This is a genomic window from Vibrio sp. J2-4 (genome assembly GCF_021728155.1).
GTDB lineage: Bacteria > Pseudomonadota > Gammaproteobacteria > Enterobacterales > Vibrionaceae > Vibrio > Vibrio diabolicus.
Window position 1 is genome coordinate 550619 of the sequence record NZ_JAKKCN010000003.1, and the last position, 23097, is coordinate 573715.

Sequence of the window (23097 nt, forward strand, 5' to 3'; positions counted from 1 at the left end):
ACCGCGTCTTAACGCCTGTTAAGGCGCGGTTATTTCGACAGGAACCCCATTCTGTGCGGCAATCGCTGCTTTAGCCTTCACATTTTTCAGTCCGAACTCATCCAGCCACCACTTTAACTCTTTTGGTACCTGTAGGTGATCTTTCTCACCATTGCTGCGAGTCAATGGCTCATGAGCCTCTAAAAATACACTTCTGTCCGGCTCTAGTGATACTTTCACTGGTTGGTTAATGATATTCACTTCTTCACCGTTACGAACTTTTTCAAACAACCATTCAATGTCGCTTGGGTCCATACGAATGCAACCCGCGCTGACGCGCATTCCGATGCCGAAATCTTTGTTGGTACCGTGAATAAGGTATTCACCATTTCCGTAGGCTAAACGCAATGCAAACATGCCAAGCGGGTTGTCTGGACCGGCAGGTACAACGGTTGGCAAATCAATACCTTTCGCTTTGTACTCGGCACGAATCGAGGCTGGCGGCGTCCACGTAGGGTTTGGACGCTTTTGGCTAATACGCGTTGTCATCACCGGGGTGTCTCGCCCAATTCGCCCGATTCCCACGGGGAATACATGCACAATATCTTCCCCTTTCGGGAAATAGTATAAGCGCAATTCCGCTAAATTGATGACAATGCCTTTGTGGGGTACATCTGGGAGGATCAGTTGTGTTGGAATAGTAAGAACGTGTCCCTCTTCTGGCAAGAAGGGATCCACGCCTTTATTTGCCGCCATTAAACCTAGCATCCCGACATCGTAGTGCTTGGCAATATTTGCCATAGTTTCGCCTTCTTGCACGACGTGGTTTTCAAGGCGACCAATTAAACGACTGCCATCCTCTGGTAGCTCGTACATTTTAGCGAATGACAAACCACTCGCTAAAGATAACGATACAGATAACAGCGTACGTTTTGCGAAACTCATTGATCGCTTTTTGCTAAGCATTTCACTTTATTCCTTGGCACTTTTAAAGAGCCGTAAGGTTATCTCTCTTTCTGTCTTGTGATCAACCATCGGCTTGTGATATTCCAGTAAAGAAAATCCCTCCCAAGTCCAAGGTTTATGGATGTATTTGTTTGGCACACTTTTGAGTTCAGGCACCCAGTGGCGCACGAATTGGCCATCAGAATCAAACTTCTCACCTTGGCTTATCGGGTTGAAAATACGGAAGTACGGCTGCCCATCACAACCCGTCGATGCAGACCACTGCCAACCACCATTGTTTGCTGCGAAATCGCCGTCCACCAGCTTACTCATGAAGTACGCTTCGCCCCAACGCCAGTCAATGTGTAAATCCTTGGTGAGAAAGCTCGCGACAACCATGCGAAGCCTGTTATGCATCCAGCCTGTTTGGTTGAGCTGACGCATTGCTGCATCGACGATCGGATACCCTGTCGCTCCAGTCTTCCATCGCTCAAAAGCCTGCTCATCATAAGACCACTGAATTTTATCCTCCCAGTCGATAAAGCCTTTGCCTTTAACGAGCTTTGGTTCGAAAACCAACAGATGCTGATAAAACTCACGCCAAATGATCTCACTCAACCAAGTTGCTTTTCCTTCTGTTAGGTCATTTTGTTGGTTTTCAGCATACAAGCGAGCAATACATTGCCTTGGTGACAATGCACCAATCGCAAGATAGGGAGACAATTGACTGGTGCCATCAATAGCCGGAAAGTCTCGATCTTCCTTGTAAGCATCACTGCGCTCACGAGCAAATTCCCTAAGCTGCTTTAAAACATCATTCGTCGAAGCAAACCAATCCTCGCTGGACTCTCGAGGATAGCTAAACGTGAAGTCTGAACTAAATCGAATTGGCTCTAATTGTTCCAATAGTTTGCTGCTTAGCGGCACTTGTTCGTGAGGCTTTGTTACCGTTGGCATTTGAAACTGCGTCAACCAAGCACGTTTGAATGGTGTAAATACCTTAAAATACTCACCTTGCTTATTGAGAACCGTCGTTGGTGGGTGCACACATTTGTCGTGAAACAGTTCAAAATCGATATCATGGGAAGCTAGCGCCTCACTCACTTGTGCATCGAGCTCTCTTTCATTCACTTCATAGTGAATATTCGCCATAACAGACGTTGCTTCAAGTGTTTTCGCCCATCCACTAATCACTTCGGTACAATCAGAAAACGACGGCACCTCTTCGTATAAAAAAGGAACATTCAGGCTTTCCAACTCGTCGTTGAGATACTCTAAACGACGAGCAATGAGATCCGCCTGCATCGGCGCCATGTGGTGTTCTCGCCACTGCTCTGGCGTCGCGATAAAACAAGCGACAACAGGCTGACCTGAATCTAACGCCGCTTTAAGTGCGGTGTGGTCTAACGTTCGTAAATCACGTCGAAACCATACTAAGATCATGGTGTCTCCTTCGTTTCGTCTACTCTGTTAGGTGCAGTTTCTCAATCACTTCAGAACATCCAATACGTTCGCCAAAACGTGTTTGAAGCATTTTGATGGACTCCACTTGCTTAGCTGCCAGCGCTTTATTGGAAAACAGGTAAATGAGCGAGTAGCTATCAACAACTTCGTGCTCCAGTAAACCAGAGACATCATCAACTTTGTCGATCAGCGTCGTGTGATACCCTTGCTCACACAACTTCGCCGCTTGAATCCAGCTCTCTGCTTCCCTATGTTGTTCAAAGCTGATAAGCAAGCACTTCCCTTTGGAAGCGGCTTTGTTTTCAGAGTCGATAACAAGGGCAAGACGAGTAATCAAACAAGTTTGAAATAACCCCATCTGCAACGATCTCAGCGATCCTTTGACCATCTCCAGCGCGTCAAATACAGGGTCAATAAACTGTTCAATAACCAAATTCAATGGATACTCTTTGAGAACAGAAGCAAGTAAGCTCTCCGCTTTGCCTCGATTCAGTTTCGAAAGTGCTGATAACATGGTTTCTACTTCTTCGAGAGTACGAACTTCATTGTTGACTTCTACGTCAGCACTTTTTCCCAAAAGTCCCTTTACTTTACCGATTGCAATCCCCTTCGCGAGCCAACTCTGGACTTCACGAATCGTATCGAGATCTTGCTGTCGATAAAGTCTGTGCCCTTTTTCTGTTCGCTGAGGCTGGATCAAATTGTATCTTCTCTGCCAAGCTCTCAGCGTAACTGGCTTTACACCCGTGATTTCTGCGACGTCTCGGATCGCGTATAGTTTTTCTTCTGAACTACAAACCATAGCGTAATCTCATCTCCTGCGGATACGGTTCTAAAAACTTCTGTTTTGCTAAATACTCATCTGGGTAAGTGTTTAAGTAGTGCTTAATCAATGTCAACGGTGCTAACAATGGCAATGTACCAGTGCGGTAGTCATGAATTACTGTTGCTAATTCTTCTTTTTCGTCTTTAGTTAAAGCGCGCTTAAAATACCCTTGTAAATGCATTAGTACGTTAGTGTTGTTTTTTCGGCTAGCACGATTCGCAAGTGCCTTCATAAGACCTAAGCGATACTCTTGATAGAATTCTTCGATTTCATAGCTAGCGACATCGGCAACTAAACGACCAAGAGAGCGGTATGACTCAGGGTGATGCGCCATCAAGGTCAACTTATAGCGCGAATGAAAATCGATAATTTTGCCTCGAGTTGGCTCTCCGTCCATCGAGTCATAAAAGTCGTTCAAGCAAAATACTCGGGTAATAAAGTTTTCTTTTAATACAGGATCGTTGAGTCGGCCATCCTCTTCGACGGGCAACCAAGGCATTTTTTTCATCAGCGTTTGTGTGTACAAGCCGACGCCTTCTTTCGCTGCGTTATTTTTGCTATAAACCTTGACGCGCTCCATACCGCAAGTTGGAGACTTGGCACAGACGATGTAACCACAAAGTTGCTCGCTTTGTAGCTCCTCCACTTTGTTAGCAGAGTAAGCAAGCATATTATCGGTATGGTCATTTTCTGGATTTTTAGTTTCTACTAGAGCTACACGCTCTTCTTCGGAAATCAAACGAATTGTTGGTCGCGGCACTGGCATTCCGACACCCACTTCGGGGCATACCGAAACAAAGTCAAAATATGGGCTGAGCTCTTTAGTCACAAAGTTACTTACTTTATGACCAGAGTCAAAACGAACTCGTTCACCCAAAACACAAGAACTGATACCTACTTTGATTGAAGATTCCATGATGACGCATCCCTATACAAAATGTTTTGTTGTATAACTTATAGCAAGGCTTTTCATATTGTACAAGAAAATAAATTGTACAATTTAATCGTTTTACTCTTCTCAAGAGCATTTCGATCAGCGCTTTCTCAAAAGTTTTTGATGTTCTCAGAGTCCATTTTGTGCGCGCAATCGACAAATCGCTCAAAAGCGAATCGATTGCTCTTTTGCTTTCAACAGATTTAGTTATCAACGATGTTCATGGTTTCTAAAAGCGTGGTTTTTGTGACTAAGCTCTCAAGGGGCTACTGTACGTCCCGATATTATTGCTTCAACGAAAACGAACAAGTTCAACAGAATTGGTAATAGCGTTCTATACTAGAGGCGTTTTATCAAAACAAAACTTTGGAGAGCACTTATGGCAACCCCACACATCAATGCACAACCAGGTGATTTCGCTGAAACGGTTCTAATGCCAGGCGACCCTTTACGTGCTAAATACATCGCAGAAACGTTTCTTGAAGATGTGAAGCAAGTTTGTGACGTTCGTAACATGTTCGGCTTTACTGGCACTTACAAAGGCAAAAAAGTGTCTGTTATGGGTCACGGCATGGGTATCCCTTCTTGCTGTATCTACGTACACGAGCTAATCGCAGAATACGGCGTGAAAAACGTAATCCGTGTAGGTAGCTGTGGTGCGGTACGTGACGACGTTAACCTAATGGACGTTGTTATCGGTATGGGTGCTTCTACAGACTCTAAAGTAAACCGTATCCGTTTCAACAACCACGACTTCGCTGCAATCGCTGACTACGGCCTTCTAGAAGAAGCGGTAAACCAAGCGCGTGCTCAACAAGTACCAGTGAAAGTTGGTAACGTATTCTCTGCAGACCTGTTCTACACACCAGAAGCTGACATCTTCGAGAAGATGGAAAAACTAGGCATCCTAGGTGTAGACATGGAAGCGGCTGGTATCTACGGTGTTGCTGCAGACCTAGGTGCGAAGGCGTTAACTATCCTAACGGTTTCTGACCACATCATCCGTGGCGAAAAACTAAGCTCAGAAGAGCGTCAAAAGTCGTTCAACGACATGATGAAAGTTGCGCTAGAAACCGCAATCAACATCTAAGAACAAGTAGTAAGTAATAATTTGCAGCCAGAGTTATTGCTGGCTGCCCGAATTATCCCGAGGGGGCGATTGTGTCTAACGGCGAACTGCCAAAAGACGCAGATGGGTTACAACTCAACTTTTGTAAAACATTGGCGTGTGACAACTTTGGATTGAGTGATGCAAAGCGTTACGTTCTGCAACATGCTAACCCTAAACGTCCGGCGATGGTATGCCGTGAATGTGGAGCTTTCCCCCCCTTACTTAACAATCGCGATGTCGTGAACGAACTTCATCGCCTGCGACACGTCCACAGTGACGGGTTGCCTGCGTGCCGCAATGATGATTGCGAGAACTTTGGACTATCCGTCCACACACATAAACACCTCTACCACGCTTTCGGTTACAGCGGCGATCGTCAACGTTACCGTTGTAAAGCGTGTCAAAGTACCTTTGTTGATAAATGGTCAGGCGCGAACAAGAAGCTACAATTCCAAGAGAATTTAATGGGCTTATTGTTTACTGGTTACTCTGTGCGCGAGATCTGCCGAAAACTCAGTATCAACCCGAAAACCTTTTACGACCATGTTGATCATATTGCGAGTCGCTGTCGCCGTAAATTAGCCACTATTGATGCTCGTTGGGTAAACCACGCAACGCACTATGAATTGGCCTCAAACTATGTTGCATTGCAGCCAAACAGCAATAATGGTGTCTACTGGATTGTTTCTGGTGAAGCCCACTCAGGCTATATTCTTTGTCAACATGTGAACTATTCTGCTGATGAAGAGCCAATCGCCACGCTAGACCATAACCCGTACGACGAGGTCTCTCGTTTTGTTTCCCAAGAGTACACAGCGGAAGCAAGTGAACCGCCAGCGGAACCTTCGAACCTCCTGCGTGAGCGTATTGACCAAAAATACCAAACCATTTTGGCTCGCGGTAACGTGGAAGATCCTCTTGGTAATCTTTCCGTATTCCATTACCCATCTAAAGGTGCATTAGTTCGTCCGCCTTACACATCATACGCTCATTACTTGCATGTACTTGATATGTGTTGCCCCAACAAACGTGTATCTCTATATATGCCTCAAGATCCCCTGCTACGTTCGGCAGCACTGAGCGTTTGTTTGTCTCGAATTAAAGAGAAAAATGTCGACTTGATGTACGTAGAAGAAGATGCAAATTGGGACATGAGCACACCTTTTGGCAAGGTCGATATCGCCTATATGAGCTGGTGGCGAGATCGCTGGGCGATCTCCACTCAAGACGAAAGCCACAAAGGCATTTGCTACCTTGCTGGTGATAGAAATGAGCCCGAGAAATGGTTTAACGTTGCAACAACTCGCCATGTGCAGTTCTATCAAAATCGCTTCCAGATCCTTTTCGAAAGCTTCATTAACGAGCCACGTCGCAAATTACGACCTGCTGGAATTTTACCTCTTTTAGATATATTCAGAGCTTGGCATAATTTGTGCTATCAGGATAAGCAGGGTCTTACCGCCGCACAAAGGCTAGAAGTCACTGATGCTCCTTTGACCATCAAACAGCTCCTATCGTAACTATTGGCATTTAGATGTAGTAATTAGGGGCTGTGACAGTATACATTACGGCACCTAATCGTTTACCAAAGCGTTATCCGCATCGTTTTGGTAATAAAACATGCATCTAACCACTTAATATTAGGTGTGAATTCCAGTTCGATAGTCATGGATGTGAACGTTGGATAAAAACCAAATTCAGCTAGAAGATGAGCTCAAAAAGCTTAAAGGCCAAATAAAAACGGCCCCTGAACACACCTTCAGTATTGCGCAGCAATACCGTATCCGCGCGGAGCAAATTTTATTTGTGGATGGTGAAATCAGAGCATTGCTGATAATGGCGCAGTGCTGTTGGTGCCTAATGGATTACCGACAAGGCTTAAAGCTAGTCAAAGACGCCTACAGCAAGCAAACCCAACTTGAAACCGACGACCACCTGCCCGAAATTCTTCATTTATTTGCTCTCCAATATTGGGGACAAGCAAAGTATTACTCAGCCCAACAATATTGGATTAATGCACTCGAACAATCTGCCCTCGTTGATGATATTGAAATTCAAATCGAATCTCTAATTGGGCTTGGCAACGTATGGCGCATCACAAATGAGCATCAACTTGCCGCTTCCACTCATGAGCTGGCCGTTAAAGTGGCAAACAACGTCCGTATTGCTTGGTTGGAAGGCAAAGCTCGTATCCTGTTGGCTTGGGACTATTACTTACTGAATAAGTTTGTCGAAATGCTCACTGTGCTGGATGGTGCAACCGAAGTACTAAAAGATCATGATGACAGCACATGGCAAGCCGAGATCTGGGACTTTAAAGGCTTAGCGCTACTTGGGCTAGAACGCCTTGATGCCGCAGAAGAAGCCACACAAAAGGCCCATAAACTCGCTATTGAACATGATCTCATTTGGATGAAGGCACACTCGTTTATTAGCCGCGCAAGGCTCGAACTCTTGCGCAAAAATACGGATAGTGCAGCAAAGTTACTACTCGCAGCAGAAGAGTCCGCGCTTAGTTTTGACAACGGCGAGCTACTAAGTCAGATCTGCTTTCAGCAATCCCGAGTCGCTGAAGAGCAAGGTGATTTTGAATCAGCGTTTAACGCGTTTAAAAAATACCGTAAACATGCACTTAAAATGCTCAAAGAACAGACTCATCGAGTCAGTATGGATAAAGCACGCGGCTCCAAACGCCAGCTAGAGCAACGAGCGCGTAAGCTGATTAATCGAATCCGTTCTCAACATGAGTATGACCCTGAAAAACAGTTTTCTAATGTTGTGTCCGAGACCTACTGGTGGGAACAGTTAGTTCTGTTTAAAACAGAGCTCAAACGCTCCAACCACGCGATCATTATGATTCAGCATGCAAACCCCGAATTTCTCGATGTTTGTACTGAGCTAGTTCATGCATTGACGACCTCAAGTGATCTCATCTCACGAATTTCCAGTGACAGACTAGCTATGTTAATTGCAGAGAAAGGTCAAGCAGCAGAAGATGTCTATCGTACGGTTCAGGCAATGTTAGACATCTATCCATGGAAACGTCGCGGGCTGAAAGGTCCCAAACCGATACTGTATTTGCAAGATATCCTGACCTTCCCATTCACTTTGGAGCAACTCGAAGAAAGCTATATTGAGGTAATGAAGCATGGAACAACTGCTTAGCAAGGTTACTGACGCAGGCATCGATCCTTCTTCCGTCTCTGGTGAAGAAGCGATTACGCTGTGGGAGCACATCGGGTTACATACTGCATCCACGAACCGAGAAAAAGCACATTGCTATATCATTAGTGCCGAGTATCGACGAGAAATTAAACAGCTCAACGACAGCATCGAAGAACTACGACAAGCCCTTGAATTGCTCGTTTTACCCGACGATGTAGAAGATATTCTGTCTGTAAAAGCAAGCTTGAGTGATCGTTTGGTAGAAGTAGGTGACTACAACGCAGCATTAACCGAGTATGTTGCTGCAACGAATATCGCCGTCGAATATGGCTATATTGATGAGTACGTACTGGCTATTATTGGAATGGGCAACTTGTGCGATGCCTATGGGGATCACCATCGCGCTTTGCGTTATTACCAAAAAATCGATGCGATCGATCACGCCATTAGCAGTCGCTCCCTACGTCTGCGCTACAAACTTTACATGCTTGCTTGTTACATCAGTTTGAACCGTACCGCAGACGCACAAGAATTATTGAGTGAGTGTGAAGAGCTAAGTATCCTCGTCAGTGATAAAAACCTTGCTGCGCAAATTCATCTCTACCGAGCCAAACTGCATCGTTTGCAAGAGGATTACCCTAACGCATTGCTTGCTATCTCTAATGTCCAGTATACGACGGGCAGTGCTACCACGTACTGGTTATCCACGATGGTCAAAATCGAGACCGCATATTGTCTAAACGGTGTCGGACACATCTCTTTAGCCAACTTAGTGCTGGACTCTATCGGTAAACGAATTCAGAAACACTCGTCTCCTCTTGTCGCTCAGCATTTTTACAACGCAATGAGTCAAGTTTACGCTTCTCAAGGGTTATTTCAGAAAGCATTAAACTGTGAAAAAAAAGCGTTTCGCATTGAATCTGACCTTGTCAAACACATTCCAATTGGTGAATTGGGTTCTACTCAATTACGTCGACTTTCTCGTTTTGAGCTACAGCTCAAACTCATTTTGTCAGAACTTGAAAACAAAGAGCTCAAGGAAACCACCAAACAACATAAGAATACGGTCGCCCAACTACAGCAAGATGTCTTTACTGACCCGCTAACCTCTTTGCACAACCGACGTTGGTTAGAAGTCAAACTCAAAGACCTGCTTTTGCACGATACTGAATTTGCGTTGATGGTCATCGATATTGACCATTTTAAGTCCATCAATGATGAGCTCAGTCACCTTGTTGGAGACAAAGCGATTAAACGTGTGTCTCAAGAATTAGCAGGATACTTCAAATTTAAAGGCGCTTCTTGCGTTCGCTTTGGCGGTGAAGAGTTTCTTGTCATTCTAGAGAATAGCAATCTAGAACGGGCAGAAATGCATGCCGAGAATTACCGCGAACGCATTTATCAATATGGTTGGGACGATATTCTTGGCGAGCGGGGGTTGACCGTATCGATCGGGATTACCTTACATCGAGAAGGAGAGAATACCCAACGTACCTTCTACCGCGCCGACAAAGCCTTGTACCGCGCCAAAGCCAATGGCCGAAACCAAGTCTGTACCGAACTTTAAACCATGCCCCAACCTTCACTTGGGGCATAACAGTGGCTTTTATTCTCTATTCCTTCCTTTAGTACTACTTAGTTTGAATATAGTCGCCTTCACTTCTTATTGTCCCCGAATAGCAATCGATACGGATATCGCATAAACATAATTCAAGTACAAAATAACTTGATTGAACGATAGTTAAGACAAATACTTAAACTGTTCATTTACGTAAGATTTTCCATTAGGTAACAAGCACAGGCAGGTAAGATGTTTCTAGACTATTTTGCACTTGGGTTACTCATCTTCGTTGCTTTAGTGATCTTCTACGGGATTATCGTTATTCATGATATTCCGTATGAAATTGCTAAAGAACGCGAACACCCTCATCAAGACGCAATTCATTACGCAGGCTGGGTTAGCCTTTTCACTTTACATGCACTGTGGCCATTTTTATGGATATGGGCAACATTGTGGCGCAAGGAGCGAGGCTGGGGCTTCAAACAACTTGAGCAAGAAACGCACGACATTCATCACCGTCTTGAAGAGCTCATCGACGAAGTCAACGAACTTAAAAACGAAGTATCGATGTTGAAACAACAAAAGATTCAGCAAAGGCCTTTGACTGAACAAAGTAAAGAGGACGAATAATGGATTTATTGCTGATTCTGACTTATACAGCCCTTTGTATCGCCATTTTTAAAGTCTTTAATATTCCTTTGAACAAATGGACCGTACCTACAGCCGTACTTGGCGGCGTTGTGTTGGTGGGCACACTCGTCCTTCTTATGAACTACAACCACCCATTTACTCAGTTAGGTAACCAAGTGTTCCCAACTACGCCTATCGTCTCTGGTGTACGTGGCCGCGTTGTGGAAGTGCCCGTTCAAGCGAACCAACCGCTCAAAACCGGCGATATTCTTTTCAAAATCGACCCTGTGCCTTTTGAAGCGGAAGTCGCACGCCTTGAAGCGAAAGTGAAAGAAGCAAACCAAGGCGCGTTGGGTTTAGAGTCTGACTTGAGAGAAGCAGAAGCGGCAGTTTTGAAAGCGCAAGCCGATAGAGATAAAGCGCAAAGAGAATTTAGCCGATATCAAAGGGGCTTTGATCGCGGCGCGTTTACGGAACAAGATTTAGATACTCGACGCCAAGCGTACAAAGCGGCAGAAGCCATGCTAGACGTCGCCATTTTGCAGCAAGAGCAAGCACAGATCGCATTAGAGTCGGAAATCGGCGGTGAGAATACCCAAGTCGCGCAACTACTCGCTGAGCTACGTAAAGCAGAGTTCAACCTTGAGCAAACCGTCGTTCGTGCGCCAACCGATGGTTACGTTACGCAATTGGCTTTGCGCCCTGGTGTGATGGCTGTGCCGTTGCCGCTTGCCCCTGCAATGACCTTCGTGCATACCGAAGACATTACGTACACCGCGGCGTTCAGACAAAACTCGCTACAACGTTTGAAGGCAGGCTTTGAAGCGGAGTTTATGTTCCGTGCGATACCGGGCAAGGTATTCCGTGGCGAAGTCATCGACGTGATTCCAGCTATTGGTGAAAGCCAAATTCAAGCCAGAGGTGCTCTGCTTGGTACCGATGCCCTGCGCACAAGCGGACGTGTCTTTGCGAAGCTGAAAATCACGGACGATTTGAGCGAATACCACCTGCCAATGGGTACCGCGGTTGAAGTCGCCGTTTACTCAGACAGCTTTACTCACGTGTCAGTGATGCGCAAAGTGCTGATTCGCATGAAGAGCTGGCAGAACTATTTGTACCTAGACCATTAATGAACAGCTAGCTCATTCATTTATCGATGAAAATAGTATCAGAAAGTGTAATCGGGGGCTGACAATCAGCCTCCGATTTCATTCTAGCCATCCAGACAGATAGCATTCCCACTTTTATCAATATTCTGTATAATGCGCGCCTTATTTTTAATGCTTGCTAAAAAACAAAGCCAGTCAAAGGGATACGTGAATCAAATCACACATTTCCTGAAGAAAAATAGAGCAAACAATAAGCAGCTTGGTTGTTTTGGATATATGTTACACAATCAAATAACCAATGCTTTCCAACAATATAAATGAACGTTCTTTAAAATCGACCATTGAACTGAGGTTATCTATGAATCTTTCTGCTAAAACCGTTGTGGTTATTGCAATCGGTGCTGCTCTTTACGGCATCGGTGGCTTACCTATGTTTGGCATCCCTGTGTTTGCAAACACAACGCTAAAACCAGCAATGGCAGTATTAGCATTGTTCTCAGTACTATTTGGCCCACTTGTTGGCTTTTTGGTTGGTTTTATTGGCCACTGGGTCACCGACCTATTCGCAGGTTGGGGCGTATGGCTCACTTGGGTACTTGGTTCAGGCATTGTTGGTTTGATTATCGGTCTATTCCCTTCTCTAACGCGCTACCGTTTAGAGAAAGGCGAATTCAATATGAAAGACTTCGCGTTATTCGTGGTACTTGCGCTATTAGGCAACGTATTTGGTTACGGTTGCTCTGCATTCCTCGACACGATTTTATACGCAGAACCGTTCACTAAAGTGTTTACCCAGCTTTCTATTATCGCGATCGGTAACACCATTCTTATTGCTATTGTTGGCTTCTTCATTCTTAAGTCTGTCGCTAAACGTAACAAGCAAAGCCGTAACTTAACAGAGGCTTAATGTCGAATGACAATCGAATTTTCTAACTTCTCTTTTAGATATGAGTCGCTGGACAAACCGACGCTAAAAAATATCAATCTAAGGATAGAGAAAGGAGAGAAAATCGTCATTATCGGTCCAAGTGGTAGTGGTAAATCTACCCTTGGGCAATGTCTTAACGGACTGATCCCACACGCAATCAAAGGGGAAACCAGTGGAACAGTGACCATCAATGGTCAAGACACCGCCCCTTTCGACATGCACCAATACACTGAGCAAGTTGGCACCGTACTGCAAGATACGGACAGCCAATTTGTCGGCTTGAGCATTGGCGAAGACATCGCATTTGCGCTGGAAAACCAGCTAACTTCTAACATCGACATGTACCCCTTGGTCAAAGCCACGGCCAAAATGGTCGACTTGGAACAGATGTTAGATCGCTCTCCCCACGATTTATCTGGCGGGCAGAAACAGCGTGTTTCTTTGGCGGGCATTCTCGTCGATGACGTCGATATCCTTTTGTTTGATGAACCACTAGCTGCGCTTGACCCTAAAACGGGTAAAAAAACCATCGAGATCATCGATGAGCTACACCGCGAAACAGGCAAAACCATCGTAATCATTGAGCATCGTCTTGAGGACGTTCTGCATCGCTCAATTGACCGTATTATCTTGATGGAAAGCGGCGAAATCATTGCCGATACAACGCCAGATGAAATTTTAGCGTCGCCTCTGCTAGAAGATTACGGCATCCGCGAACCGCTTTATATTTCGGCTCTGAAAGAAGCAGGCTGCGCGATTGAGGGCGATGCAAAACCTTCTAGCTTAACTACCTTACCGTTGGAGCAATATAAACCAGCAGTACAAGCATGGTTTGATGGTTCAACAGCACAACCACCTAAAACGCCAGCCGAGACTTTGCTTGAAGTCCGTGGCCTCACCTATTCTTACGACGGTGAGAAAAACGCGTTAGAAGACGTGAGTTTTGACATCAAGCGTGGCGAGTTTGTCTCTGTACTTGGCAAAAATGGCTCGGGTAAATCGACCATCACCAAACTGATTATGGGCGTTATTGAAGCGGATAGCGGCTCAATGAGCATGAATGGTCAAGATCTTAACGAACTGACCATCTTCGAGCGCAGCCAGAAAGTGGGCGTGGTGATGCAAAACCCGAATCACATGATTTCCCATCACATGATTTTTGACGAAGTGGCCTTCGGCCTCCGTAATCGTGGCATTGAAGAGAAACAGATCGAAGCTAAAGTACTTGAAGTCCTTGAGCTGTGCGGTTTGAGCAAATACCGTCACTGGCCAATCGAAGCATTGAGCTACGGCCAGAAAAAGCGCGTGACCATTGCGTCAATTTTGGTCTTGGAACCAGAGCTTCTGATCCTTGATGAACCGACGGCAGGTCAGGACTACCGGAACTACACGTCTATGCTGAGTTTCATCGAAAAGCTCAATCGCGAGTTGGGCGTAACCGTGATGATCATCTCCCACGACATGCATTTAGTGCTGGAATACACCACGCGCTCTATCGTGATTGCAGACAGTAAATTAGTCGCGGATGCACCAATGACGCAGGTATTCAGCAGTCCAGAGCTACTAGACCAAGCGAACCTCACCACAACAAGTCTGTTTGAGTTGGCTACGAAAGTTGGCATCGAAGACACCAATGGCTTTATGCAGCATTTTATCAATGTAGAAAAAGCGCACCGCCAACAAAAAAGCAGCGAAGTAAACCAACCAGAGAAAGCGGTGGCATGAAAGACAATAAGATGAAGTTTGGTATCAACTACATCGATACCCAATCGCCACTTCATAAGTTGAATGGCATTACTAAGTTCTTGCTTTTCATTGCTTGGGTAACGGTGGTGTTGACCACGTTTGACTTGCGAATCATTGCACTGTTGATCGTGCTTGGTTTGGGCTTATTGAAAATGACCAAAGTGCCATTTCATGTCTACAAACCACTTTTACTCGGTACAGGCACGGTATTGCTGATCAATGCCCTATTTATGTTCGCGTTAGCACCGCAACAAGGTACTGAGTTCATGGGCTCATCAACGGTTTTACTCTCGTTACCCGGTAATTACTCGCTCACTCAAGAGACGTTGTTTTACCTAGTAACAGTGACGTTGAAATACTTCAGCATGTTCCCAATCGCGTTAGTGTTTGTATTTACCACTCACCCGACGGAGTTTTCAGCTAGCTTGAACCGCTTGGGTGTGCCTTACAAAATCGCCTATGCCGTGAGCTTAACGCTGCGCTACTTGCCGGAAGTGAAAAAGGACTTTGTTAACATCATGCACGCGCAGCAAGCACGCGGAGTAGAACTGAGTAAGAAGACTCCGTTGTTCACTCGTATGAAGAACGTGGCGAAGATTCTTGGCCCTCTGATTTTCTCTAGTTTGGACAGAGCAGACCAAATCTCAAACGCGATGACGCTACGTGGTTTTGGCCGTCACTCATCTCGCACCTGGTACAGCCTAAAACCCCTGACCAAAGCCGATATGATCTGCATGGCGGGGATTGCAGTGATAGTGATTACTGCGATCAGCAAGCGTGTTATGGACACACAACTGTTCTGGTATCCGTTTTAAATTCTAAAGCTTCAAACTGAACATAACGTGGTTAGTGTTGTGACCACGTTATGTTTCCCTCTTTCCCCTCGATAACCCGCTCATTAGCCTCTTGCTTGCAGGTGCTCAAAATAGGCGTGTAATCTCAGCGGCTCGTTGATGTGCCAGAAAGTTGCTTATTTAAGCGACCAACATGAACTAAACTCATCAGTTTTATCAGGGGCTTAATGATCAACTGTGCGCTGCCTACGATGAACAGCCAAGTCCCGCTTTCAATCAACGAATCATTCAAAAAGAAAAAACTACCAATTAAAAACCAAATAGCTATGAGCAGATCGTTGGCAGCACCTAACGCCTCATAGCGACGTTGAATAACGACGTGACGGTTTCCTAGATCTAAATCCAACTCCCTGCCATGTACCTGCACTGTAAAACCCTCCTTAGTGTTTCGACTCATGTTGTACCCGAGTAATTTCAACATACTTAGGTATAAAACCCTAACGGACCCAATAGATATGTACAACCATAGAGGAAACAACATGAAGATAAAGAAAGGGGTGCCTAAGCACCCAATTCAATGAAGCTATTAACAGTAATTAACTTCTATTACTAGATAGTAAGTACCAACTTAGCTCCACTTTAATAAGCGGGTCTCATTGCCCTCTTCTGGCTTCGCTGGAATATTGAGTGACAGCAGTAAGCTCACAGCCGCCATACCTGCACCGATGTAAAATACGCTAGCAGGAGAAACCAGCCAAATCACACCAAACGTAACGGGTATCACAACCGCCGCAATATGGTTAATAGTAAACGCAACCCCAGCGGTCGAAGCCATATCGGCAGGATCAGCAATTTTTTGGAAGTAGGTTTTGATAGCAAGCGCTAGCGCGAAGAACAAATGGTCGACAACATACAATGCAGCAGCCCACTCCGCGGTTTGCACCAAACCATAACCGACGAATACGAAGATCAAACCGACGTACTCAAACATCAGCGCTTTACGCTCACCAACAACGCCGATGAAGCGGCCGATTCGCTTCGCAAACAAGAAGTTAAAGACATAGTTGATTAAAAACAGCAAGGTAATGTCTGCGGCAGAGTAGCCAAACTTCTCGACCATCAAGAAGCCAGCGAAAACCGTGAAAATCTGACGGCGAGCACCACTCATAAACGTGAGCGCATAGTACAACCAGTAACGTTTACGCAGAATGAGTTTCTTGTTTTGAGGCACTTTTGTTTTAAATTGAGGGAAAGCAAATGCCATCACCAAAATAAGCACAAAACCTAAACCACCTGCCATTAGATAGACCGTTTTAAAATCAAGTTTGAGCTGTTCGAGCGAAACCCAAATGGCGCCGTAGGTAAACAGAGAAGCCAAAGCCCCAACAGAAATAAATTTACCCAGCATTTCCGGGGCTTCTTCTTTCGATAGCCATTGTAAAGACAAAGACTGCTTTAGTGTTTCAAAGTAGTGGAAACCGGTGGACATTAACAAGGTGGTAAAAAGTAGACCGTATAAAGTGGGAAAATAACCAGTTAATGCCGTACCAAGCGTAAGCATCGCCAAAGAGACGAGCATAAAGCGTTGTTCACGGATAAAAAGTAAAACGAATACCGCGGTGAAAGCGAGAAAGCCAGGTACTTCTCTAACACTTTGAAGTAAACCGATATCAGCGCCATCAAAGTTCGCTTTCTCGATAACGAAGTTGTTCAACAACGCCATCCAGGTAGAAAAAGCAATGGGCACGATAATGGAAATTAACAGGAGGAAATTTTGCGGCGTTCTCCAGCCTTGCGATGAGGTAGTCATGATGTTTCCTTTAAATATGAAGGCATCATCATAGCTTCAAATGTAACAAATTCGCAATATCATTATTATTTTCAACCCTGGCCAAGCAGATACGGTGTAGAGATATTGTTATGAAAATAAACATCGCACTCAATTCCTTGGTTAAGCGCGATGTTGAAATATCGAGAGAAATAGGTAAAAACGCCAGTGATGAGGCTCAGTAACTTAATCGATATTCTTTACTGTTAGACGATTCTTAAATTCAAACACATGTTCTGGACATACATCCAAACAGCGGCCACAGCTAATGCAGTTTTGCTCCATAACTCGACGATCTCCCTCTTTCAATGGTTGTCGAAGCACCTCAGGTTCTGGGCAGACGTAAAAGCAATCCATGCATTTGGTGCAATCTTCGCGGCGAACAGCAGTAACGCGCAACAGGCTTTTTCGGCCTATCACACCATAGGTAGCACCCAGTGGACATAAGTGCCCACACCACCCATGCTCAACTAAGAGTAAATCCAGTACGAACACCAGTGCGATCAACACCCAACCTGCGCCCATACCAAACACCAATCCGCGATGCAGTGCCGCCACTGGATCTAACCATGTCCAAAGAATCGCGCCAGACAGCGCGCTGCCCAACATCAAAACAGGGATCAGCCAATAGCGAATAGCCGGAGACCAACGATAGCTCGCTTTAATGTTGAACTTTCGGCGCAGCCACGCCGCTAAGTCCGTCACGATGTTCAACGGGCATACCCAAGCACAAAATGCGCGCGGTGCTAAAATCGCGTAGAACACCACAACAATCACTACGCCTAACAACGCATTGAACTCCGGAATATGGCCTGTCGCCAAAGCTTGAAGCACAATTAACGGGTCACTTAAAGGGACCGTATCGAGCAACATACTCGATGAGAGGTTACCGGTTAGAACCCCTAATGTCGGCCCAGCTATAAACAGCGCAATGATGGTGAGCTGACATAGCCGACGTAAAACCAGAAACCGATGCGCGCGCCACCAACCAAGCTTTTCTACCGCTTCTTTGCCAGCATTTTGAGCTAAGTTCTTTGCCATTACTTACCTCCTTTTAGCGATTCAAGCGCACCTTCCGGTACAGGCGTCTCACTAGGGAGGATATTTTCGAGTGGTTTGTCGATCTCTTTCCAACCAAAATTGTAGTGACTGCCCACTTTGCCTTTCGCCAAATCCGTCGGGACGACTTTAATAGCAGCGACATCCAACACGCACGCTTGTTCGCACTTACCGCATCCGGTACACACTTCGGAATTCACTGTTGGGATAAGTTTGGCGTGATAACCGGTTCGGTCGTTGTGAACCATCTCTAACGTGATGGCTTCATCAATCAGCGGACAAACGCGATAACAAACGTCGCATCGTAATCCTTGCCAGTTAAGGCAAGTTTCATGGTCAATAAGAACCGCTGTCCCCATGCGAGCATCATCAATATCGGTTAGCTTCGGATCCAGCGCCCCACTCGGGCAAGCCACCACACAAGGAATGTCTTCGCACATTTCGCAGGGAATATCGCGCGCAGTAAAGTAAGGAGAACCAGTGGCTACAGGAGAAAGTAATGTCGCGAGTTTCAATGTGTCGTAAGGGCATGCTTGAACACACAAGCCACATCGAATACAGGCTGATTCGAAATCGCCTTCTGGCAAAGCACCGGGTGGGCGAATAGGCACACCTTTCGTTTCTCGAGCTTGGCTTTGCAGCGATTGTAAGCCCAACACACATGCCGCTGCGCCAACACCAGCCGCAGTTCGGACAGTATCACGCAAAAATCGACGCCGACTTTGCGATGTTTTAGACTGAGAGGATTTCATGCTATTTCCTCAACGAAACTCCTTTATCAAGTTAAGCATAAATAGCGCTAAACGTACCTCTTCCCCATACCTCATAAGAGGTAACTCCACCCTCAATTGATTCAAGTCAACTGATGTACAGTGCCGTCGTCACAGTTTGAATAATTCCATTTATTTCCTCCAACGTGAAATTCACCACGATACTCTGCCGTGCACGCCATTTTCAGTACAATAATTCAACACCTTTGCAATCTATTCGCTAAATTCAAAGATAAATGACTACTAAAATTTAGAAAAACATCGCTATAACAACCTAATTTAAAAGGTGTTTATCTCTCAAACCTCAAAAAATACTATCCAAAATAAGGAACTGTGGTTAGATTGAAAATTAATACTAAAAAGCGAAGGAGAGAAGCATGGAAATTATCGTACGTCCAACAACCGTTGAAGACGCAGCGGCACTCGTAGAAATCTATTCACAACCAAAAGCACAACGTGAAACCCTGCAACTCCCAAAACCTTCGCTCGCAATGTGGGTAGAACGATTGTCAAATATGCCCGCTGGCGTTTACAGCTACGTCGCTGAAATCGATGGTAAAGTAGTGGGTAACATTGGCTTTCATCACTCGCAGCGTCCAAGAACGGCGCACACGGCCGCGTTTGGTATTGGCGTTCACGACCAGTTTCACGGCCTAGGCGTGGGAAGTAAGTTAATCGAAACCATCATCGAGTTGGCGGATAACTGGTTGAATGTAAGACGCATCCAGTTAGAAGTTAATGCCGACAACGAGACCGCCATTGGCCTGTACAAAAAGCATGGATTTCAAATTGAGGGCGAAGCGATTGATGGCTCCTTCCGAGATGGCGAGTTCATCAATACCTATTACATGGCACGTATCAGGCCAAGTAAAAAGTAAATCAAAGCCTCCTAATTGGAGGCTTTTCTTTTTAAACTTCTACTCACTTTCGTAAGTGAGCCAGCGCTCTGCGAGTCAATGCTTCTGTGTAAGGATTGATCTTCCAGTGATCGGGGCTCCAACCTTTCACAAATCGTTGAAAGTCAGCCCACGCAACCGCAAACAAAGGACGCCATTCGCGCTCGACTTCATTGGGGTCGAGATTCGGCTGATAAACCATTAACGCCTGTTGCAACTGAGCAAAATACGTGTCCAAGACCCAAACTTCCATCTCTGCACAACGTTCTGGCTTGACGGCGCTGCTCATGAACAGTGCTACGTCTTTCATCGCACAGCCATGTCCAACGTATTGAAAGTCGACCGCAGCAACGCTTGATTCTTCTCGATCAAAACAGAAGTTAGCCAATTTGGCATCACCGTGTACAAGCGTCTTGAACTTGGCTTGCGAAAGCGTTTGATCAATTAATTGAGCGGCATTTTTTAGCTCGGTGTCTTGCAGCACCTCAAGCTCATCAGGTCTGGTTGCCAAGTGCCAATACGTGCCGATATGCCACAGCTTATCCGAGCGAACACCGATGTAACGCGCATGAAAGTTCGCCAACCAAGCAAGGCAGGCTCGTAGATGCTCTAGCTTTGCATCGGTGATGACTTTTGGAAAGCCCGCCTCGACGAGGTCTTCCATCACAATTAGCCATTCATTCTCCGATTGGAATGTTTTTAGACCTTGTGGTACTCGGCAGCGAGTGCTCACCTCTCTGGAAAAATGCGTATACCAATTCACTTCCACCTGATAAGAGTGCAGCTTTCTTTGGTGAGAGCGGTCCGTATTCCAACCTCTTGGGTGCTCTGAAGGCTTAGGGAGTTTTACATGCTTAATGATCACCGAACAAGTTGAATAATTAACTCGGACTAACTCACCATAGCCTCCCCATAGCGATTGTATGACTTCTACCGATTGATAATTCCCAAGCTTTAGCTCCTGGCCAATGCTTTGGTAACGTTGGTGGTTGTCGTTCATCATCATGCAAGCAGATGTGACCACGCTTGGTTTTTCTCCATATAATGAATGACATATGGACAGACTGGTTTGATTTGGTAACCGAGTGCCTCAATTTCTGGCAATACCGCTTCCATCATCACTTTTCCGTACCCTTTACCTCGTAATGCTTCAGGAACTACGGTTGATGTGATGTGCATGACATTATTCTCAAGCTGATAAACCACCTTGGCTTTATAACCTTGTTCTAAATCAACCCAAAATGTGTTGTTTTCAACTTCATGAGTTACTTTATGCATATCTTGCTCTCTAATTTTTGTTACGGATTGATTGAATCAAACTATATCACTGAATAGAATCAACACCATGCGGAAGTGCTCTGTCACTTCACGCCATTACCTTCTCAAATCAGGTACGACAATAATAATGAGAAATATGAGCCCTATTGCCAGAGACGGCAAACTACCTCTGCAAAGCAAGAAGGCACCCGAACGTCAGGCAAGTACACTAAATAGCACCGATGCAATGGCAATGGTCGAACATGGCAGTGAAGTAAGTTTAAACGTCACGACACCTGTTGGTACCAAGTTTATTACAACCAGCACATTTGTCGGCTGTCACTCAAATAATACCGCATTGATAGAGGTTCCGAACATCTCCGATGAGGACTTGAAATTCTATTTTCAAGAAGGCTTTTGGATCAATGTAAAAGCGTACTCTCATCGAGGGGAAGGTGCTGTCATTCCATTTCGGGCGCAATTGCAGCACCGACTCGGCGACCCGTATCCAATTTTAGTGCTAAGTCTACCTAACACCATGCAGGTCTTTCAGCTTCGTAAAGAAGTACGTTACGAAGTGAATTTGAGGGCGCGCGTTTGTTTAGAAGCCTATCGAACTGAATGCGAGATAAGAGATTTATCTCGTAGTGGGTGCCGCTTTGTGACATCACCAATGAGCCGACCACTTCAGGTTGGTGATCGCGTTTCATTGGACCTAACCATGCCCGGTGAAAGCCACATGCTCGCGCCATTGCGAGGTCGTATTTGTAACTTACAAAAATCGACACACCATGCTCGCTATGGAATGGAGTTTGATGAGGTTGGTAAAACCAACGCTAAAAGTCTCCTGAGTCACCTAAAATTTGATGGGACTAAACTCACACTAAAAAGGTAGCTTTGATAACGAGCACCAAGCATCGGCCAGTTTTGATACCCGGAAAACAAGAAACCCCTTACTGTAAAGTAAGGGGTTTTGTTTACTAAGAATAAGGCAGAATCTTAGATAACAGTTTCGACTTAGAAGTCGTAACGTAGACCTAGCGCTAGCTCATCTTTTTCATCAGCACCTTCGTTATCCATTAGATCGAAGTTGTATGATGCGTAGCCACGGAAGTTAGGCTTGAAGTAGTAAGTAACATCAACAGCTAGGTTTTCTACAGTATCAGCATCTTCTAGCTCACCTTTGTTGAACGTAGAAGTAAATACAGTTTGGCCCATAGTGTATGATGCAGCTAGTTCGTAGCCTTTGTAATCCGCAGACTCACCTGCAACATCCACGTCTGCGCCTGTGTAGTTACCAGCGAAGTAGAAATCACCTACAGAGTATGCAGCAGCAAGCATGAACTCATCACTATCGTTTTGGTCTGCATAACCAGCACCTAGTTCAATACCAGTATTAGCAAATGCGTAGATACCAGATAGAGAGAAGCCATCTTCCTCGTTGTCTGTAAAACCTTTTGCATCTGTTGTGCGATCAGCAAAGCGGTAGCTAGCACGTACAGCTAGTTGCTCGAATTGGCCTTTGTAAGACAGCATGTTGTCTGTACGGTCAGATACAGGCAGTTTAAGTGCTGCAGTGTTACCGTGGTAAGCCATAATATCGGTAAAATCAGTAAGAACGAATAATGCACCGTCGTTTTTACCGTAAGTTACTTCACCGTATTTACCGCCTAGGCCTGCGTAAGCGTAACGAGTTTCAAGATCACTGTTGTTATCTACGGCACCTTCTTCTTTTGTTTCGAACTCACCTTCCCAAAAACCAACACCGTATAGGTTTTCATTGATTTCCTGTTTGCCTAGGAAGTTAAGACGGATGCGAGTACGGTCTTTTGCCTTACCATCCATCATAGAAAGACGCGCTTCAGCGCGGCCGCCCATCTCAAGAGAAGTGCCATCTTGGTTGTATAGTTCTGAAGCGACAACTTGAGATCCTGATGCCATTAGCGCCACTGCTACAGCTAAAGTTTTTAATTTCATTGTTATTTTCCATATCATTGTTTTATATGTATTTTCTCACCAGAAAAACAGGACTTTTCTGTACCAACGAGAAAACTGGCGGCATAGTAGCAGCTGTTATTTTTCACGCAACGCGTTG

22 protein-coding genes are annotated in these 23097 nt (G+C 45.2%); 11 read left to right on the forward strand and 11 right to left on the reverse strand.

The genetic code is table 11. The annotated features are described in order from the left end of the window. Positions 1-18 precede the first annotated feature (18 nt). From L3V32_RS12670 to L3V32_RS12685, 4 genes are read right to left on the reverse strand one after another with little or no spacing between them, the layout of a single operon-like run. Entirely contained in the window at positions 19-945 is a 927-nt protein-coding gene (locus L3V32_RS12670) for a L,D-transpeptidase family protein (protein WP_005394922.1), read from the reverse strand. Between the two features lie 6 nt (positions 946-951). Beyond that, the gene (gene phrB, locus L3V32_RS12675) at positions 952-2367 is read right to left on the reverse strand and encodes a deoxyribodipyrimidine photo-lyase (RefSeq protein WP_237284422.1); all 1416 of its coding nucleotides are present in this window, start codon (positions 2365-2367) and stop codon (positions 952-954) included. Positions 2368-2386: 19 nt separating this feature from the next. Further along, positions 2387-3190: a MerR family transcriptional regulator gene (locus L3V32_RS12680; RefSeq protein ID WP_047009571.1), complete on the reverse strand. Its 804-nt coding sequence runs from the start codon at positions 3188-3190 to the stop codon at positions 2387-2389. Continuing rightward, complete coding sequence (locus L3V32_RS12685; protein WP_046875782.1) at positions 3180-4130, reverse strand: DUF523 and DUF1722 domain-containing protein; 951 nt, start codon at positions 4128-4130, stop codon at positions 3180-3182. The genes L3V32_RS12680 and L3V32_RS12685 overlap by 11 nt, the downstream gene beginning before the upstream one ends. A gap of 397 nt (positions 4131-4527) precedes the next feature. Between L3V32_RS12685 and deoD the strand changes: the two genes are divergently transcribed. The 9 genes from deoD (at position 4528) to L3V32_RS12730 (ending at position 15213) form a co-directional block, all read left to right on the forward strand. Next, positions 4528-5238: a purine-nucleoside phosphorylase gene (deoD, locus tag L3V32_RS12690; RefSeq protein WP_005394915.1), complete on the forward strand. Its 711-nt coding sequence runs from the start codon at positions 4528-4530 to the stop codon at positions 5236-5238. 71 nt (positions 5239-5309) lie between these two features. Continuing rightward, positions 5310-6779 carry a hypothetical protein gene (locus L3V32_RS12695; protein WP_005394913.1) on the forward strand — a complete coding sequence of 490 codons (1470 nt, stop codon included), beginning with the start codon at positions 5310-5312 and terminating at the stop codon, positions 6777-6779. 160 nt (positions 6780-6939) lie between these two features. After that, complete coding sequence (locus L3V32_RS12700; RefSeq protein WP_047009573.1) at positions 6940-8424, forward strand: lipopolysaccharide assembly protein LapB; 1485 nt, start codon at positions 6940-6942, stop codon at positions 8422-8424. Next, on the forward strand, positions 8408-9991 hold the full coding sequence (locus L3V32_RS12705) for a diguanylate cyclase (RefSeq protein WP_237284423.1): 1584 nt from the start codon (positions 8408-8410) through the stop codon (positions 9989-9991). Before L3V32_RS12700 ends, L3V32_RS12705 begins: the two co-directional genes overlap by 17 nt. Positions 9992-10234: 243 nt before the next feature. After that, positions 10235-10615: a DUF3302 domain-containing protein gene (locus L3V32_RS12710; RefSeq protein ID WP_006741936.1), complete on the forward strand. Its 381-nt coding sequence runs from the start codon at positions 10235-10237 to the stop codon at positions 10613-10615. After that, complete coding sequence (locus L3V32_RS12715; protein ID WP_104973090.1) at positions 10615-11745, forward strand: HlyD family secretion protein; 1131 nt, start codon at positions 10615-10617, stop codon at positions 11743-11745. The genes L3V32_RS12710 and L3V32_RS12715 overlap by 1 nt, the downstream gene beginning before the upstream one ends. A gap of 337 nt (positions 11746-12082) precedes the next feature. Next, positions 12083-12631 carry an ECF-type riboflavin transporter substrate-binding protein gene (locus L3V32_RS12720; protein ID WP_065275470.1) on the forward strand — a complete coding sequence of 183 codons (549 nt, stop codon included), beginning with the start codon at positions 12083-12085 and terminating at the stop codon, positions 12629-12631. A 6-nt stretch (positions 12632-12637) separates the two neighbouring features. Beyond that, a complete protein-coding gene (locus tag L3V32_RS12725) occupies positions 12638-14377 on the forward strand; it encodes an ABC transporter ATP-binding protein (RefSeq protein WP_237284424.1) in 1740 nt (579 codons plus the stop codon). Then, complete coding sequence (locus L3V32_RS12730; RefSeq protein ID WP_237284425.1) at positions 14374-15213, forward strand: energy-coupling factor transporter transmembrane protein EcfT; 840 nt, start codon at positions 14374-14376, stop codon at positions 15211-15213. Before L3V32_RS12725 ends, L3V32_RS12730 begins: the two co-directional genes overlap by 4 nt. A gap of 124 nt (positions 15214-15337) precedes the next feature. Here the strand turns inward: L3V32_RS12730 and L3V32_RS12735 are convergent, their stop codons facing one another. The 4 genes from L3V32_RS12735 to napG form a co-directional block, all read right to left on the reverse strand. Beyond that, positions 15338-15649, reverse strand: coding sequence for a YrhK family protein (locus L3V32_RS12735; RefSeq protein ID WP_043884592.1), 312 nt, complete (start codon positions 15647-15649; stop codon positions 15338-15340). A 171-nt stretch (positions 15650-15820) separates the two neighbouring features. After that, a complete protein-coding gene (locus tag L3V32_RS12740) occupies positions 15821-17002 on the reverse strand; it encodes an MFS transporter (protein WP_005394895.1) in 1182 nt (393 codons plus the stop codon). A gap of 204 nt (positions 17003-17206) precedes the next feature. After that, positions 17207-18061, reverse strand: a complete 855-nt coding sequence (napH, locus tag L3V32_RS12745) for a quinol dehydrogenase ferredoxin subunit NapH (protein WP_237284426.1) — start codon at positions 18059-18061, stop codon at positions 17207-17209. Beyond that, positions 18061-18831 carry a ferredoxin-type protein NapG gene (gene napG / locus L3V32_RS12750; RefSeq protein WP_015313573.1) on the reverse strand — a complete coding sequence of 257 codons (771 nt, stop codon included), beginning with the start codon at positions 18829-18831 and terminating at the stop codon, positions 18061-18063. The genes napH and napG overlap by 1 nt, the downstream gene beginning before the upstream one ends. A 395-nt stretch (positions 18832-19226) precedes the next feature. Between napG and L3V32_RS12755 the strand changes: the two genes are divergently transcribed. Beyond that, the gene (locus L3V32_RS12755) at positions 19227-19727 is read left to right on the forward strand and encodes a GNAT family N-acetyltransferase (protein WP_164665886.1); all 501 of its coding nucleotides are present in this window, start codon (positions 19227-19229) and stop codon (positions 19725-19727) included. A gap of 43 nt (positions 19728-19770) precedes the next feature. Here L3V32_RS12755 and L3V32_RS12760 read toward each other — a convergent pair whose 3' ends face one another. Next, positions 19771-20745, reverse strand: coding sequence for a phosphotransferase (locus tag L3V32_RS12760; protein ID WP_374269803.1), 975 nt, complete (start codon positions 20743-20745; stop codon positions 19771-19773). A 2-nt stretch (positions 20746-20747) separates the two neighbouring features. After that, positions 20748-21023, reverse strand: coding sequence for a GNAT family N-acetyltransferase (locus L3V32_RS12765; protein WP_006741945.1), 276 nt, complete (start codon positions 21021-21023; stop codon positions 20748-20750). A 127-nt stretch (positions 21024-21150) separates the two neighbouring features. Between L3V32_RS12765 and L3V32_RS12770 the strand changes: the two genes are divergently transcribed. Continuing rightward, entirely contained in the window at positions 21151-21897 is a 747-nt protein-coding gene (locus L3V32_RS12770) for a flagellar brake protein (RefSeq protein ID WP_043884593.1), read from the forward strand. Positions 21898-22019: 122 nt separating this feature from the next. Here the strand turns inward: L3V32_RS12770 and L3V32_RS12775 are convergent, their stop codons facing one another. Continuing rightward, positions 22020-22979, reverse strand: coding sequence for a porin (locus tag L3V32_RS12775; RefSeq protein ID WP_005394882.1), 960 nt, complete (start codon positions 22977-22979; stop codon positions 22020-22022). Positions 22980-23097: the final 118 nt, after the last annotated feature.

What these genes read in the sequence shown, in the direction of transcription:
- L3V32_RS12670 (WP_005394922.1), bottom strand. Translation starts at nt 945, where the DNA reads ATGCTTAGCAAAAAGCGATCAATGAGTTTCGCAAAACGTACGCTGTTA.
- phrB (WP_237284422.1), bottom strand. Translation starts at nt 2,367, where the DNA reads ATGATCTTAGTATGGTTTCGACGTGATTTACGAACGTTAGACCACACC.
- L3V32_RS12680 (WP_047009571.1), bottom strand. Translation starts at nt 3,190, where the DNA reads ATGGTTTGTAGTTCAGAAGAAAAACTATACGCGATCCGAGACGTCGCA.
- L3V32_RS12685 (WP_046875782.1), bottom strand. Translation starts at nt 4,130, where the DNA reads ATGGAATCTTCAATCAAAGTAGGTATCAGTTCTTGTGTTTTGGGTGAA.
- deoD (WP_005394915.1), top strand. Translation starts at nt 4,528, where the DNA reads ATGGCAACCCCACACATCAATGCACAACCAGGTGATTTCGCTGAAACG.
- L3V32_RS12705 (WP_237284423.1), top strand. Translation starts at nt 8,408, where the DNA reads ATGGAACAACTGCTTAGCAAGGTTACTGACGCAGGCATCGATCCTTCT.
- L3V32_RS12710 (WP_006741936.1), top strand. Translation starts at nt 10,235, where the DNA reads ATGTTTCTAGACTATTTTGCACTTGGGTTACTCATCTTCGTTGCTTTA.
- L3V32_RS12715 (WP_104973090.1), top strand. Translation starts at nt 10,615, where the DNA reads ATGGATTTATTGCTGATTCTGACTTATACAGCCCTTTGTATCGCCATT.
- L3V32_RS12720 (WP_065275470.1), top strand. Translation starts at nt 12,083, where the DNA reads ATGAATCTTTCTGCTAAAACCGTTGTGGTTATTGCAATCGGTGCTGCT.
- L3V32_RS12725 (WP_237284424.1), top strand. Translation starts at nt 12,638, where the DNA reads ATGACAATCGAATTTTCTAACTTCTCTTTTAGATATGAGTCGCTGGAC.
- L3V32_RS12730 (WP_237284425.1), top strand. Translation starts at nt 14,374, where the DNA reads ATGAAAGACAATAAGATGAAGTTTGGTATCAACTACATCGATACCCAA.
- L3V32_RS12735 (WP_043884592.1), bottom strand. Translation starts at nt 15,649, where the DNA reads ATGAGTCGAAACACTAAGGAGGGTTTTACAGTGCAGGTACATGGCAGG.
- L3V32_RS12740 (WP_005394895.1), bottom strand. Translation starts at nt 17,002, where the DNA reads ATGACTACCTCATCGCAAGGCTGGAGAACGCCGCAAAATTTCCTCCTG.
- napH (WP_237284426.1), bottom strand. Translation starts at nt 18,061, where the DNA reads ATGGCAAAGAACTTAGCTCAAAATGCTGGCAAAGAAGCGGTAGAAAAG.
- napG (WP_015313573.1), bottom strand. Translation starts at nt 18,831, where the DNA reads ATGAAATCCTCTCAGTCTAAAACATCGCAAAGTCGGCGTCGATTTTTG.
- L3V32_RS12755 (WP_164665886.1), top strand. Translation starts at nt 19,227, where the DNA reads ATGGAAATTATCGTACGTCCAACAACCGTTGAAGACGCAGCGGCACTC.
- L3V32_RS12760 (WP_374269803.1), bottom strand. Translation starts at nt 20,745, where the DNA reads ATGAACGACAACCACCAACGTTACCAAAGCATTGGCCAGGAGCTAAAG.
- L3V32_RS12765 (WP_006741945.1), bottom strand. Translation starts at nt 21,023, where the DNA reads ATGCATAAAGTAACTCATGAAGTTGAAAACAACACATTTTGGGTTGAT.
- L3V32_RS12770 (WP_043884593.1), top strand. Translation starts at nt 21,151, where the DNA reads ATGAGAAATATGAGCCCTATTGCCAGAGACGGCAAACTACCTCTGCAA.
- L3V32_RS12775 (WP_005394882.1), bottom strand. Translation starts at nt 22,979, where the DNA reads ATGAAATTAAAAACTTTAGCTGTAGCAGTGGCGCTAATGGCATCAGGA.